This is a genomic window from Nocardioides panaciterrulae (assembly GCF_013409645.1).
GTDB lineage: Bacteria > Actinomycetota > Actinomycetes > Propionibacteriales > Nocardioidaceae > Nocardioides > Nocardioides panaciterrulae.
The window spans coordinates 1415182-1429720 of sequence record NZ_JACCBG010000001.1; the positions used below are offsets into that span (position 1 = coordinate 1415182).

Below are 14539 nucleotides of genomic sequence, written 5' to 3' on the forward strand. Positions count from 1 at the left end.
GCAGCGGCAGGTCGTCGCCACCGACATCCGGGGTTTCTCTGGGCTCCGGGGGAGGGACAGCCGATGGACATCATGACCGACGGGTCGACGCTCGTGCTCAGCGGGGACTTCGACGTGCGCAGCACGTGGGAGGTCCGCAACGCCCTCTACGACCTCCTCTCCGCGACCGACGACGACGTGGTCGTGGACCTGTCCGAGGTGACCAGCGTGGACTGCACCGCGCTCAAGGTGCTCGGCGCGGCCACGCTGGAGGCCTCGCGCGCGGGGCACCACCTGACCCTGCGCGGCTGCGGCCCCGCCGTGCGCCGCCTGCTGCACATGTCCCGGCTGATCCGGGTGGTCGAGGTCGAGCGCGTGGCCCAGCCGGCCTGAGGCCTGATCGGACGTTCCCGGCAGCCGCCGGGTGTCGGACATGCCACACGGACGGGCGGTTACTTCCCGGTAGATCTGGTCCTAGTCTCGACCCATGACGACCAAGGACCGTCCCTGGGTGATGCGCACCTACGCCGGCCACTCGACGGCCGCGGCCTCGAACGCGCTCTATCGGAGCAACCTCGCCAAGGGCCAGACCGGCCTGTCGGTGGCCTTCGACCTGCCGACCCAGACCGGCTACGACCCGGACTCGCCGTTGGCGCGCGGGGAGGTCGGGAAGGTCGGCGTACCGGTGCCGCACCTGGGCGAGATGCGCCGCCTCTTCGAGGACATCCCGCTGACCGAGATGAACACCTCGATGACGATCAACGCCACCGCCATGTGGCTGCTGGCGCTCTACCAGGTCGTCGCGGAGGAGCAGGCTCGATCGGACGAGGGCGGCCCGACCCCCGAGGAGGTGGCGGCGCAGCTGGCCGGCACCACCCAGAACGACATCATCAAGGAGTACCTCTCCCGCGGGACCTACGCGTTCCCGCCCGAGCACTCGATGCGGCTGATCGTCGACGTCATCTCCTACACCCTCCACCGGATCCCGAAGTGGAACCCGATCAACATCTGCAGCTACCACCTGCAGGAGGCCGGAGCGACGCCGACCCAGGAGCTCGCCTACGCCATGTGCACGGCGATCGCGGTGCTCGACGCGGTCAAGGCCTCCGGCCAGGTGGCCGAGGAGGACTTCGACAAGGTCGTCGGCCGGATCTCCTTCTTCGTCAACGCCGGCGTGCGCTTCGTCGAGGAGATGTGCAAGATGCGCGCCTTCGTCGAGCTGTGGGACGAGATCAGCCGGGAGCGGTACGGGGTCCAGGACCCCAAGATGCGCCGCTTCCGCTACGGCGTGCAGGTCAACTCCCTCGGGCTGACCGAGGCGCAGCCGGAGAACAACGTCCAGCGGATCGTGCTGGAGATGCTCGGCGTCACGCTGTCGAAGAACGCCCGCGCCCGGGCGGTGCAGCTCCCGGCGTGGAACGAGGCGCTCGGGCTGCCGCGGCCCTGGGACCAGCAGTGGTCGCTGCGCCTGCAGCAGGTGCTGGCCTTCGAGTCCGACCTGTTGGAGTACGACGACCTCTTCGACGGCTCGCCGGTCGTGGAGGCCAAGGTGGCCGAGCTGATCGCGGGGGCGAAGGCGGAGATCGACCGGGTCCAGGCGATGGGGGGCGCGATCGCTGCCGTGGACTCCGGCTACATGAAGCAGGAGCTGGTCTCGGCCCACGCCGCGCGCCGGGCGCGGATCGAGTCCGGCGAGGAGAAGATCATCGGCCTCAACAGCTTCGAGACCACCGAGCCCTCGCCGCTGACCGCCGACCTCGATGCCGCGATCCAGGCCGCCGATCCCGAGGCCGCCCGGGCCGCGCTGGAGAGCGTGCGCGCGTGGAAGGAGCAGCGCGACGAGACCGAGGTCGCCACGGCGCTCGCCGCGCTGGCCGCGGCCGCCAAGACCGACACGAACCTGATGGGCCCGACGCTGGCCTGCGCCCGGGCCGGCGCCACCACCGGCGAGTGGGCGGGCACGCTGCGCGAGGTGTTCGGCGAGTTCCGTGCGCCCACGGGGGTCAGCGGCGCGGTGGGCGCCCGGTCCGCCGGGGAGTCGGGGGCCGAGCTGGCGGCCGTGCGCGAGCGGGTCCGGGCGACCGGCGAGGAGCTGGGCGGCCGGCTGCGGCTGCTGGTCGGCAAGCCCGGCCTCGACGGGCACAGCAACGGCGCCGAGCAGGTCGCCGTACGAGCCCGCGACGCCGGCTTCGAGGTGATCTACCAGGGCATCCGGCTCACGCCCGAGCAGATCGTCTCCGGCGCGGTGGCCGAGGACGTGCACTGCGTGGGGCTCTCGATCCTGTCCGGCTCGCACATGGAGCTGGTGCCGGCGGTGCTCGACGGGCTCCGCGAGGCCGGGCTCGAGGACGTGCCGGTGATCGTCGGCGGGATCATCCCCGACTCCGACGCGCGTCGGCTCCGCGAGCTCGGCGTGGCCGCGGTCTACACCCCCAAGGACTTCGGGCTCACCGAGATCATGGGCGGCATCGTCGACGTCATCCGCCGCGCCAACGATCTCGACTGACGTGGATCCGGGCGGAGCCCGCGCGGTAGCGTCGGAGGCATGAGCTCGCTGCACTGCCCGGCCCGGGTGCTGGTCGCCCGGCACGGTGACGCGGAGTACGAGACCGACCTCTGCTCCGACCACGGCGGCAGCCTCACGCCGCTGGGTCGCAAGCAGGCGCGTGAGCTCGCCTCGTCGCTCGCCGGCGAGCGGGTGGCGCGGGTGTGGACCAGCCCGCTGTCGCGCGCGGTGCAGACCGCGGAGATCGTCGCGGGGGTGCTCGGGACCGACGTGGTGGTGCGCGAGGGGCTGCGGGAGTACTCCGTGGGCGCGCTCGCGGGCACGACCGTGCACGAGAAGGGCTACTTCGAGGGCGTCTTCCGGGCCTGGGTGGAGGGGGACGAGTCCGCCGCGATCGAGGGCGGCGAGCGGATCTCCGACGTGGTCGCCCGGGTCGAGGCGGTGCTCGGGGAGATCGCCGACGAGCACCGGGGCGAGACCGCCCTGGTGGTCAGCCACGGCGGCGCGATGCTGGCCACGCTGCCGCAGCTCGCCGGCCTGCCCCGCTCGCGCGGCTGGGGCGTGAGCCTGCCCAACTGCGCCGTGCTCGGCTTCGACGCCGACGCCGACGGCTGGCGGGTCACCCGCTGGGACGGCCCCTGAACGCCGGCCCCGGTGTGCTCGGGGTCCGGACCGAGGCCGCATGTCGCGTTCAATTGTTTGGAGTTGAGGCCGTCTACCGGCCGGTAACCCCCGAAGTTCGAGCAATTGTTCGGGGGAGGGTCGGCGCCGCGACCCCCCGCAGGCGCGAGCTCAGCCGGGCAGGCCGGCCAGCCAGTGCCGCACCAGGGCGCGGGTGCGGCCGGCGGAGCGCTCGAGCGGGAGCGCGCTGCCGGCGCCGCGGACGACGTGCGAGGTCACCGAGGCCGAGGAGCTGAACCGCTGCCGGCGGGGCGCGCCGTGGCGCGTCAGCGCGTCCCTGCTGCCGAACAGCAGCAGCACCGGGGCCTCGACCTCGCGCGTGGTCAGGGCAGAGGCGGCCAGCACCGGCCCGAGGCTGAGCGGGTCGCCGCACGGCTCGGCGCCGCGGTGGGCGAGCGCGCTGCGCTGGACGCCGGCCGGGGCGGTGACGAACAGCAGCCTGCGGTAGTCGCGCGGGCTGCGGCCGGCCCGCACGTAGTCGTCGCCCCGCACGCAGACGCTGGACTGCCGGGTGGCCTCGTCGACGGCCCGCTGCGACGCGCCGTCGTCGGTCCACGACATCAGGACCAGCCCGTCGACGTCGTCGAAGGTGCCCGCCTCGAGCTCGGCGATCGCGGCGCCCACCGAGTGGCCCTGCAGCACGACGTGCTGGGCGGCCGGCGTGGCCGCCCGGCTGCCGGCGAAGCGGTAGTGCCCCGAGCGCAGGTGCTGGACGACCTGGTGCAGCATGTCGGCCTGCGCGCCCAGGCAGGTCGCGTCGCCGTCGGGCAGCCGGCTGGCGCCGTAGCCCAGCCGGTCCAGCACCAGCGAGGTCTCGCCGTGGGCGGCCAGTCGGCCCGCGTAGTCGTACGCCGGGTGCCGGCGCAGGTTCCAGAACCACGAGCCGGTGGCGAGGTCGTGCACGAGCACGTTCACGCGGGGCAGGTTCGAGCCCAGCACCTCGCGGCGCGGGCCGACCAGCCGCGCGTGCAGCGTGTAGGAGCCGTCGTCGGGGACGCAGGCGGCCGCGGTGGCGTTGGTGTTCTCGACCGCGATCCGCACCGGCCGGCTGATCACGCCGGTCCGGGGGCTCGCGGTGGCGGCGGCGGGGGAGAGGACCGTCAGCGCGCCGGCGACCAGCGCGGTGGCGGCGGTGAGGGCCGGGAGGGTGGAACGGGTCGGTCGGCGCACGCGTCGGCTCCTTGTTGAATTGGTGTCAACAGTGGGTCGGAAGCATGTCATACCCGCGGTATGTCCGGGTTATGCCCCCGACCGTCCGTGCTGACCCGGGTCGATCGGCCAGACTGCCTGCATGGGCAGGGTGATCGTGGTCGGAGCCGGCGTCGTGGGTCTGACCTGCGCGGTGCGGCTGCTGGAGGCCGGGCACCGGGTGGACGTCGTCGGCCGGGATCTCCCGCTCGAGAGCACCTCGGCGGTCGCGGCGGCACTCTGGTACCCCTACCGGGCGCTTCCGCAGGACCGGGTCACGGCCTGGGCGCGGACGTCGTACGCCGTGTTCGAGGCGCTCGGCGCCCCGGTGGAGTACGGCGGGTCCCCGGACGCCGGCGTCCGCCTGCTGGTGGGGACCGAGGTCTTCACCGACCACCGGCCCGAGCCCTGGTGGCGCGACGCGGTCCCGGGCCTGGACCGGGAGACCTCGCTGCCCGAGGGCTATCGCGACGGCTGGACGTTCACCGCGCCGGTGGTGGAGATGCCGCTCTACCTGCGCTGGCTCACCGCGCGGGTCCTCGACCTCGGTGGCACCCTCACCCGGCTCAACCTCGCGGCGCTGCCCGAGGGCGCCGACGTGGTGGTGAACTGCTCGGGCCTCGGGTCCCGGTTGCTCGGCTCGGACCGCTCGGTGGTGCCGGTGCGCGGCCAGGTGCTCTACGTCGAGCAGGTCGGGCTGGACCGGTGGTGGCTGGACGGGGCCGGGCCGACCTACGTCGTGCCGCGCTCCGGCGACATCGTCCTCGGCGGCACCGACCAGGAGGGCGAGTGGAGCCGCACGCCCTCGCCGGACGACGCGCGCGACATCCTCGAGCGTGCCGGCCGGCTGGTGCCGGCGCTGCGCGGGGCGCGGGTGCTGCGGCACAAGGTCGGCCTGCGCCCGGTCCGCCCGGCCGTGCGGCTGGAGCGCAGCGGCCACGTCGTGCACTGCTACGGCCACGGCGGCGCCGGGGTCACGCTGAGCTGGGGCTGTGCCGACGACGTGGTGGGGCTGGTCGGCGACCCGGGCTGAGGGCTCCTCCGCAGGGCGCCGCCGCGTCCGGTGGGGAGGGGGCCTTGCCACACGGAAGGCCAGCCGTATAATCATCAGGAAACCTGTTGATTAGCGCGGTGCGACCGCGCCGCGACGAAGGGTGGCTCGATGCCCACGCCTCCATCCACCGGCGACCAGCCGTCGAACCAGCCGTCGAACCAGCCGTCGAACCAGCCGCCCACCCTGCCGCCCACCCTGCGCGCCGAGCAGCGCGGCGCGGTGGCCGTGCTCACGCTGGCCCGGCCCGAGAAGCGCAACGCGCTCGACGACCGGACGATCCTCGGGATCGAGGCCTTCTTCGACGGCCTCGGCCCGCAGGTGCGGGCCGCGGTGATCCGCGCCGAGGGCGACCACTTCTGCGCGGGGCTGGACCTCAACGAGATGCGCAGCCGGGACGCGTTCGAGGGCGTCCTGCACTCCCGGATGTGGCACCGGGTCTTCGAGAAGATCGAGCTCGGCCCGGTGCCGGTCGTGGCCGCGCTCTCCGGCGCGGTCGTCGGCGGCGGCCTGGAGCTGGCCGCGGCCGCCCACGTCCGGGTGGCCGACGAGACGACGTTCTACGCGCTGCCCGAGGGGCAGCGCGGGATCTTCGTGGGCGGCGGCGCCGCCGTCCGCGTGCCGCGGCTGATCGGGGTGGCCCGGATGGCCGACATGATGCTCACCGGCCGGCGCTACGACGCCCGCGACGGGGCCGCGATCGGGCTCTCGCAGTACGTCGTGCCCGCCGGCGGCGCCTGCGAGCGGGCGCTCGAGCTCGCCGAGCGGATCGCCGGCAACGCCCCGCAGACGAACTTCGCGGTCGTCCAGGCGCTGCCGCGGATCGCCGAGGCGAACCCGCGCGAGGGCTACCTGCTCGAGGCGCTGATCGCCTCCCTCGCCCAGAGCACCGAGGACGCCAAGGGCCGGATGGCCGACTTCCTCGAGGGCCGCGCCGGGAAGGTGACCGACCGATGACGCCAGGCACCCCGCCCACCTCGCCCACCCCGGCGGCGCCGGTCGCCCGGGGCGACCTGGTCTGGGCGCCGCCCGCCGACGTGCGCGAGCGCACTCGCGTGGGCGGGCTGCTCGCCTGGCTCGAGCGCGAGCGCGGGCTGTCCTTCGCCGGCCACGAGGACCTCTGGCAGTGGTCGGTCGACGACCTCGAGGGCTTCTGGTCCGCGCTCTGGGAGTTCTTCGGGGTGCGCGCCCACGCGCCCGCCAGCGCGGTGCTCGAGAGCCGCGAGATGCCCGGCGCGCGCTGGTTCCCGGGCGCGCTGCTCAACTACGCCGAGCACGCGCTCGGCACCGACGAGGACCGCGACCGGGTCGCGGTGCTCGGCCGGTCGCAGACCCGCGCCGACGTCGACCTGACCTTCGGCGAGCTGCGCGACGCGGTCGCCCGGGCCCGCTCGGCGCTGCTCGAGCTCGGGGTGCGCCGCGGGGACCGGGTGGTGGGCTACCTGCCGAACGTGCCGGAGGCGCTGGTCGGGTTCCTGGCCACCGCGAGCCTGGGGGCGACCTGGGCCAGCTGCGCGCTGGAGTTCGGTCCGCGCAGCGTCCTGGACCGGTTCGCGCAGGTGGAGCCGAGCGTCCTGCTCGTCGCCGGCGGCTACAGCTACGGCGCGAAGGTGGTCGACCGCCGCGACCAGGTCGCGGAGGTGCGCGCCGGGCTGCCCGGCGCCCGTGTGGTCGACATCGAGTACGGCGGGCACCGGGTGCCGGACGCCCTCGGCTGGGGCGACCTGCTGGCCGCGGCGCCCGCGCGCGAGCTGGTCTTCGAGCCGGTGCCCTTCGACCACCCGTTGCTGGTCCTGTTCTCCTCCGGCACCACCGGGCAGCCGAAGGCGATCGTGCACGGCCACGGCGGCATCCTGCTGGAGCACCTGAAGAACCACGCGCTGTCCTGGGACCTGGGTCCGGAGGACCGGATGCTGTGGTTCTCCACCACCGCCTGGATGATGTGGAACGCGCTGGTCTCCTGCCTGCTGGTGCGATCCTCGATCGTGATGCTCGACGGCGATCCGGCCCACCCCGACCTGGAGTGGCAGTGGCGGCTGGCCGAGGAGACCGGGGTGACCTTCTTCGGCGCCAGCCCCGGCTTCCTCATGGCCTGCCGGGCCGCGGGGGTCGACCTGCGCGGGCGCGACCTGCGGATCCGCACGGTCGTCTCCGCCGGGGCGCCGCTGCCGCCGGAGGGCTACGACTGGGTCCGCCGGCAGCTGGGCGAGGAGGTGTTCCTCAACGTCGGCAGCGGCGGCACGGACGTCTGCTCGGGGATCGTGCAGAACAACCCGCTCCTGCCCGTGTGGGCGGGCGAGATCTCCGGTCGTGCGCTCGGCGTGGACGCCCACGCCTTCGACGAGCGGGGCCGGGAGGTGGTCGGCGAGCTCGGCGAGCTCGTGATCAGCGCGCCGATGCCGTCGATGCCGGTGGCCTTCTGGGGTGACCCGGACGGCAGCCGGTTGCGGGCGGCGTACTTCGACCACTACCCGGGCACCTGGCGGCACGGCGACTGGATCGTCTTCGACGACCGGGGCCGCTGCCACGTCGCCGGGCGCTCGGACGCGACGCTGAACCGCGGCGGGGTGCGGCTCGGGACCGCGGAGTTCTACCGGGTCGTCGAGGAGCTCGACGAGGTCGCCGACAGCCTGGTGGTGCACCTCGAGGACGCCGACGGCGGCAACGGCGAGCTGCTGCTGTTCGTGCAGCTGGCCCCCGGGGCGGCGCTCGACGACGACCTGCGGCGCACGGTCGCGGGGGCGCTGCGCGCGGCGCTCTCCCCGCGGCACGTCCCCGACGACGTCGTGGGGGTCCCGGCGGTGCCGCGCAACCTCACCGGCAAGAAGCTGGAGCTGCCGGTGAAGCGGATCCTGCAGGGCGTGCCGCTCGGGGACGTCGCGAGCCGGGACGCGCTCGCGGACCCGGACGCGCTGGACCCCTTCGTCGAGCTGGCCGCCCGGCGCCGGAACGGCGCGGTCCGATGATCCCCGCCGCCGAGGTGCGCACCGTCGCGGTGGTCGGCGCCGGCTCGATCGGCGCCAGCTGGACCGCGCTGCTGCTCGGCCACGGGCTGCACGTGGTCGCGGCCGACCCGGCCGCCGGGGCCGAGGAGCGGCTGCGCCGCACCGTCGCCGACCGCGCCCGCGACCTCGGTCGCACGGTCGACCAGGACGCGCTGCGGCTGGCCGGGTCGGCCGGCGAGGCCGCCGCCCTGGCGGACCTGGTCATCGAGTGCGGCCCCGAGCGGCTGGCCACCAAGCGCGCGCTGTTCGCCGAGATGGACGCGGCGGCCGGGCCCGGCGTGCTGCTCACCAGCAGCTCCTCGGGCCTGGTGCCCAGCTCGTTCCAGGACGCCTGCCGGCACCCGGAGCGGGTGCTGGTCGCGCACCCGTTCAACCCGCCCCACCTGGTGCCGCTCGTGGAGGTCGTCGGCGGCCGGCTGACCTCGGACGAGGCCGTTGCGGCCGCGATGGCGTTCCTGCGGCGGATCGGACGCCAGCCCATCCACCTGCGCCGCGAGCTGCCCGGGCACGTCGCCAACCGGCTCCAGGCCGCGCTGTGGCGCGAGGCCTACCACCTCGTCGCCGAGGGTGCGGTCTCGGTGGCCGACCTCGACACGGCCATCAGCGCCGGCCCGGGGCTGCGCTGGGCGCTGCTCGGCCCGGTCGCGACCCAGCACCTCTCGGGCGGCGAGGGCGGGCTCGGGCACGTGCTCGCCCACCTCGGGCCGCCGATGGTCGAGTGGTGGGCCGACCTCGGCTCCCCGGAGCTGACCCCGGAGCTGGTGGCGCGGCTCGTCGCCGGCGTGCACGAGGAGCTCGACGGCACACCGGCCGAGGAGCTGACCGCGCGCCGGGACCGGGCGCTGCTCGAGCTGAGGGACATCAAGGCCCGGCACGGGCTCGACGACGTCGGCACCGCCGGCGAGTGAGGCGGGGACATGCACGATCAGGGACTCGGCTCCTGGCCCGCGCGCCGGGCCAGGATGACCCCCGACAAGGCCGCGCTGGTCCAGCACGGTCGGACCACGACGTACGCCGAGCTGGCCGACCGCTCGCACCGGCTGGCCTGGGGGCTGCGGTCCCGGGGCGTGCAGCGCGGTGACCGGATCGCCTTCCTCGGGCTGAACAGCGTCGAGCTCGTCGTCGCGATGTTCGCCACCGCCCGGCTCGGCGCGGTGTTCCTGCCGCTGAACACCCGGCTCGCCGCGCCGGAGCTCGCCCACGTCCTCGGCGACAGCGGCGCCCGCCTGCTGCTGGTCGACGGCGGCCTCGGGGGAGGGTCCGAGATCGCGGTGGCCGGGCTCGAGGTCGAGCGTCTCGGCTTCCGCTCCGACGGCGGGACCGGGCTGGCCGCGCTCGAGGCGGAGCCGGCCGACGAGCTCGACGAGCCGATCACGCTCGACGACCTGTTCATGATCCAGTACACCTCGGGCACCAGCGGCCGCCCGAAGGGTGTGATGCTCACCCACGGCAACGTGACGTGGAACGTCATGAACCTGCTCGTGGACGTCGACCTCGGCAGCGAGGAGGTCTCGCTGGTCACCGCGCCGCTGTTCCACACCGCCGCGCTCAACCAGGTGCTGCTGCCGACCCTGCTCAAGGGCGGCACCGCACTGGTCGAGGCGAAGTTCGACGCGGACCGGTGCCTGGCGCTCATCGAGCAGCACGCGGTCAGCGTGCTGTTCGGCGTGACCTCGATGTACCTCGCGCTCGCGCAGGCCCCGCGCTGGGCCGGCGCCGACCTCGGCAGCCTGCGCCACGCGCTCAGCGGCGGCGCCCCGATCCCCGAGTCGCTGCTGCGCACCTGGGTGGAGCGGGGCCTGATGATCATCCAGGGCTACGGCCTGACCGAGTCCTCGCCGGGCGCGACGATGCTGCGGGCCGCGGACGGCGTCCGCAAGCTCGGGTCGGCCGGCACCGCCTGCTTCTTCAGCGACGTCCGGGTGGTCCCGACCTCCGACGCGGACGACCGGACCGGCGAGGTGCAGGTGCAGGGCCCCAACGTCTCGCCCGGCTACTGGAACCAGCCCGAGGCCACCCGGGCCGCGCTCGACGAGGACGGTTGGCTGCGCACCGGCGACGTCGCGCGCGTCGACGACGACGGCTACCTCTACATCGTCGACCGGCTCAAGGACATGTTCATCAGCGGCGGCGAGAACGTCTACCCCGCCGAGGTCGAGCGGGCGCTGCACACCCACCCCGACGTGGCCGAGTGCGCCGTGGTCGGGGTCCCGGACCCCACCTGGGGCGAGGTCGGCCGCGCCGTGGTCGTGCCCCGGGCCGGGGCCCGGCTGACCGAGGCCGAGCTGCTCGACCACCTCGACGGCCGGCTGGCCCGCTACAAGATCCCGCGCTCGGTCGTGCTGTGCGACGAGCTGCCCCACAACGCCTCGGGGAAGCTGGTGCGGACCCGGGTGCGCGCCCTCTTCGGCCCCGATCACACGGAAGGACCGCGATGACCCGCTACGAGCCGCGGCTGGACCTGGACGCCCTCAGCGCCATCGACATGCACGTGCACGTGGAGCAGGACGGCCACGGCCACCTCTCGCTCGACCAGGAGCTGATGGACGCCTCCGCGGCGTACTTCCGCGCCACCGACAACCGGACCCCGACGGTCGCGGACCTGGCCGAGCGCTACCGCGCCGCGGGGATGGCCGCGGTGGTGTTCACCGTCGACGCCGGCACCGCCACCGGTCATCGGCCGCTCTCCAGCGAGGACATCGCGGCCGAGTGCGCGGAGCACGCCGACGTGCTGGTCCCGTTCGGCTCGGTCGACCCGCACCGGGGGAGCGCGGCCGTCGAGCAGGCGCGGCGGCTGGTGAAGGAGTACGGCGTCCGCGGCTTCAAGTTCCACCCGAGCCTGCAGGACTTCGCGCCGGACGACCGCGCGTTCGCACCGCTCTGGTCGGCGCTGGAGGAGCTCGGCGTCCCGGCGCTGTTCCACACCGGGCAGAACGGCATCGGCGCCGGGCTGCCCGGCGGGCGGGGCCTGAAGCTGCGGCTCTCGAACCCGATCCTGCTCGACGACGTGGCCGCCGACCACCCCGGCCTCACCGTGATCCTCGCCCACCCCTCGGTGCCCTGGCAGGCCGAGGCGATCTCGATGGCCACGCACAAGGCCAACGTCTACATCGACCTCTCCGGCTGGGCGCCGAAGTACTTCCCGCCGGAGCTGGTGCGCGCGGCCGGGGGCCAGCTGCGGCACAAGGTGCTCTTCGGCAGCGACTACCCGCTGATCACGCCCGAGCGGTGGATGTCGGACTTCGCCGAGCTGGGCCTGAAGGAGGAGGTCCTGCCCGGGATCGTCAAGGGCAACGCGGTCCGGGTCCTCGGCCTGGACCGGTGAGCCCGATGGGGCCGGTGAGTGCGATGTGGCCCGTGAGCGCGAGGGGGCCCGTGAGCGCGAGGGGGCCGGTGGGTCCCGCGGGCGCCCGCGCCCGCCGTACCATGCAGGTCCGAGCCGCAGCGCGGCTGCCTGACCCCCGAGGACGACGGTGACCCCCACTCCCGAGCGCACGGCTCCCGACGCGGCCCGGCGCACCGAGCCGACCCTGCTCTACCTGATCAAGCAGGTCGAGCTGGCGGTGCGCGCGCGGCTCGACGACATGGTCCGGCCGGCCGGGCTGACCGCCCTGCAGTACACCGCCATGACCGTGCTCGAGGCGCACCCCGGGCTCACCGCCGCCCGGCTCGCCCGGCACTCCTTCGTGACCGCGCAGAGCGCCGCCGACATGGTCAACGCGCTGCTCGCGCACGGCCTCATCGAACGGCACCGCGACCCCGCCGACCGGCGGCGGTTGGTGCTCGCGCTGACCCCGGCGGGTCGGACCCTGCTCGCGGACTACCGCGACCAGGTGCGGCTGATCGAGCGGCAGATGCTCGAGGGCCTCGACCCCGAGGAGGTCGCGCGGTTCCGGGCGGCCGTCATCTCCTGCCGGGAGTCGCTGCACGCCCACGAGAGTGGACAGGATTCCTGACGGAATATTCATCAGGAAACCTGTACATCTCGCTCCGGATGTGATTGCCTTCACTCGTTTGTGAAGAGTCCGTCCGCCCGGAGGTTCCCGATGAGCAGCACCTCGACGTCCCAGCAACACCCCGCGCGCGGGAGCGGTGCCCGGCACCGGCTCACGCCCGGAACCCTCACCGCGGCCGCGCTGGCCGTCGCCGTCGCCCAGGTCGGGCTCTCGATCCCGGCCGTGCTCAACGGCATGTTCCAGCTGGACCTGAACACCTCCTCGACCCAGCTGACCTGGATCTCCGATGCGTTCCTGGTCCCGATCACGCTGTTGGAGCTCAGCTTCGGCGCGGTCGGTGACCTCTTCGGCCGCAAGCGGCTGCTCGCCATCGGCGCGCTGCTGATGGTGCTCGGCACCGTGATCGCGTTCTTCACCCCCGGCCCGGAGGCCTCGCACAACGTGCGGATCGCGGTGCTGTGGACCGGTCAGGCGATCGCCGGCATCGGGGCCGCGGCGATCTTCCCGACGTCGGTCGCGATGCTCGCCGCCGGCACCCACGACGTCCGCGAGCGCGCCCGCGCCATCTCGGTGTGGGCCGCCGCGCTGACCGCGGCCGGCTTCATCTCCCCGGTCCTGGGCGGCCTGCTCGCCAAGCTGCACCACTCGGGCGGCCCGGAGTCCTCCTGGCGCTACGCCTTCCTCGCGCTCGCGGCGCTGTCCCTGGTCAGCATGATCGTCACGCTGGTCGCGGCCCAGGAGTCCTCCTCGCCCGTGGGCCGCTCGCTGGACTGGCCCGGGCAGGTCACGGTCGCCATCGCGCTGTTCGCGCTGCTCTACGCCGTGATCCAGGGCGCCGACTCCGGCTTCGGCACCTCGAAGGTCATCGGCGGCTTCGTGGTGGCCGTCGTCTTCCTCGTGGTGTTCGTGCTGGTCGAGCGGCGCAGCGCGGCCCCGCTGCTGCAGCTCGAGCTGTTCTCGAACCGGATCTTCGTCGCCACCGCGGTGGTCACGGTGATCGGGATGTTCGCCTACCTCGGTACGGCGTACTCGACCAGCATTCGGCTGTCCGCCATCCAGGGCTACTCGCCGCTGAAGACGTCGATCGGCTTCGTCTGCCTCAACATCATGGGCGTCGTGCTGTTCCCGGTGAGCGCGCGGATGATCGAGCGGCACAACCCCGGCTGGACGCTGGCGGCGGGCATGGCGCTGATCGGCCTCGACGACCTGTGGCTCTCGCGGATCCCGGCCACCGACATGTCGATCGCGAAGATCGCGGTCCCGTTGCTGCTCGTCGGCATCGGCTTCAAGCTCGCGGTCACCTCGATCACCGTCGTGGCGGTCAACAGCGTGCCCACCTCGAAGTCGGGCATGGCCAGCGGCGCCACCAGCATGCTGCGCGACTTCGGGCTCACGCTGGGCCCGGCGGTCATCGGTGCGATCGCCCTGAGCCGCGCGGCCAACGAGATCTCGGCGAAGGTCGCCGCGAACCCGGCCCTGGCCTCTGCGCTGAAGGCGTTCAACGCGGCGCCGTCGCACGTGCCGGCGGCCGAGCGCCCCGAGGTCGCGGGCGCCGTGGCGGCGGTGAACTCGGGACCGCTGGGCGCCAACGGCGTGCCCGGCCACATCGTCCTGCCGGACGGGACCACGCAGCCGTTCAACCCGCTCAAGGACGTGGCCTTCCACGCGCTGTCCAACGCCTACTCGATCGGGTTCCTCGTCTGCGGCATCGCCGCCCTGGTGGCCGCGCTGGTGGCCGTGGCGTTCCTCGGCGGCCGACCGCACCACGACAGCTTCGCCGACGCGGCCTGACCTCGCGACGGGTTCGCCCGCTCCTCGCCCGCCCGCTCCTCGCCGGTCGCCCGACCGGGTCAGGGGAGCGGGCGGACGCGCGTCACGGCGGCGGCCGGGATCGCGCCGTACACGTGGGGGAAGGTCTCGGTGACGCCGGGAGCGGGCGGCTCCTCGACCACCGGCACGTCGAGGAGGTCGGTCTCGATCTCCAGCAGCACCAGCGGCTCGGCCACCCCGGTGTAGAACCGCGCGAGCACCCCCTGCCACTGGTCGGAGCGGCTGGCGTGGATGTAGCCCTCCTCGGCCAGGGTCCGGCCCAGCGTGGAGGTGGTGTAGCTGCCCTCCCGCCTCGCCTGCTCCCAGTCCGACACCGTGGCCACGTGGAAGATCCTCACCGGGC

At 73.9% G+C, this 14539-nt stretch carries 13 protein-coding genes; 11 read left to right on the plus strand and 2 right to left on the minus strand.

Going from position 1 to position 14539, the window contains the following annotated elements; translation table 11 throughout:
* The first annotated feature begins 63 nt into the window (after nt 1-63).
* The 3 genes from BJZ21_RS06680 to BJZ21_RS06690 all read left to right on the plus strand — a co-directional run bounded on the left by BJZ21_RS06680 (nt 64) and on the right by BJZ21_RS06690 (nt 3127).
* Entirely contained in the window at nt 64-372 is a 309-nt protein-coding gene (locus tag BJZ21_RS06680; protein ID WP_179663030.1) for an STAS domain-containing protein, read from the plus strand.
* Nucleotides 373-466: 94 nt separating this feature from the next.
* Entirely contained in the window at nt 467-2485 is a 2019-nt protein-coding gene (locus BJZ21_RS06685) for a protein meaA (RefSeq protein WP_179663031.1), read from the plus strand.
* A 39-nt stretch (nt 2486-2524) separates the two neighbouring features.
* Entirely contained in the window at nt 2525-3127 is a 603-nt protein-coding gene (locus BJZ21_RS06690; RefSeq protein WP_179663032.1) for a histidine phosphatase family protein, read from the plus strand.
* 150 nt (nt 3128-3277) lie between these two features.
* Here BJZ21_RS06690 and BJZ21_RS06695 read toward each other — a convergent pair whose 3' ends face one another.
* Complete coding sequence (locus tag BJZ21_RS06695) at nt 3278-4336, minus strand: alpha/beta fold hydrolase (RefSeq protein ID WP_179663033.1); 1059 nt, start codon at nt 4334-4336, stop codon at nt 3278-3280.
* A gap of 121 nt (nt 4337-4457) precedes the next feature.
* Between BJZ21_RS06695 and BJZ21_RS06700 the strand changes: the two genes are divergently transcribed.
* From BJZ21_RS06700 to BJZ21_RS06735, 8 genes are all read left to right on the plus strand, one after another.
* The gene (locus tag BJZ21_RS06700) at nt 4458-5387 is read left to right on the plus strand and encodes an FAD-dependent oxidoreductase (RefSeq protein WP_179663034.1); all 930 of its coding nucleotides are present in this window, start codon (nt 4458-4460) and stop codon (nt 5385-5387) included.
* A gap of 129 nt (nt 5388-5516) precedes the next feature.
* Nucleotides 5517-6362, plus strand: a complete 846-nt coding sequence (locus tag BJZ21_RS06705; RefSeq protein WP_179663035.1) for a crotonase/enoyl-CoA hydratase family protein — start codon at nt 5517-5519, stop codon at nt 6360-6362.
* Nucleotides 6359-8371, plus strand: coding sequence for an acetoacetate--CoA ligase (locus tag BJZ21_RS06710; protein ID WP_179663036.1), 2013 nt, complete (start codon nt 6359-6361; stop codon nt 8369-8371). The genes BJZ21_RS06705 and BJZ21_RS06710 overlap by 4 nt, the downstream gene beginning before the upstream one ends.
* On the plus strand, nt 8368-9318 hold the full coding sequence (locus BJZ21_RS06715; protein ID WP_179663037.1) for a 3-hydroxyacyl-CoA dehydrogenase NAD-binding domain-containing protein: 951 nt from the start codon (nt 8368-8370) through the stop codon (nt 9316-9318). Before BJZ21_RS06710 ends, BJZ21_RS06715 begins: the two co-directional genes overlap by 4 nt.
* Nucleotides 9319-9327: 9 nt before the next feature.
* Nucleotides 9328-10848, plus strand: coding sequence for an acyl-CoA synthetase (locus BJZ21_RS06720; RefSeq protein ID WP_179663038.1), 1521 nt, complete (start codon nt 9328-9330; stop codon nt 10846-10848).
* A 17-nt stretch (nt 10849-10865) separates the two neighbouring features.
* Nucleotides 10866-11735 (plus strand): amidohydrolase family protein, encoded by an 870-nt coding sequence (locus BJZ21_RS06725; RefSeq protein WP_281380906.1) that lies wholly within the window; start codon nt 10866-10868, stop codon nt 11733-11735.
* A gap of 148 nt (nt 11736-11883) precedes the next feature.
* Nucleotides 11884-12366 (plus strand): MarR family winged helix-turn-helix transcriptional regulator, encoded by a 483-nt coding sequence (locus BJZ21_RS06730; RefSeq protein WP_343051999.1) that lies wholly within the window; start codon nt 11884-11886, stop codon nt 12364-12366.
* A gap of 90 nt (nt 12367-12456) precedes the next feature.
* Complete coding sequence (locus BJZ21_RS06735) at nt 12457-14157, plus strand: MFS transporter (protein ID WP_179663040.1); 1701 nt, start codon at nt 12457-12459, stop codon at nt 14155-14157.
* Between the two features lie 59 nt (nt 14158-14216).
* Here BJZ21_RS06735 and BJZ21_RS06740 read toward each other — a convergent pair whose 3' ends face one another.
* Nucleotides 14217-14534 carry a DUF952 domain-containing protein gene (locus BJZ21_RS06740; protein WP_218851353.1) on the minus strand — a complete coding sequence of 106 codons (318 nt, stop codon included), beginning with the start codon at nt 14532-14534 and terminating at the stop codon, nt 14217-14219.
* Between the last annotated feature and the right edge of the window lie 5 nt (nt 14535-14539).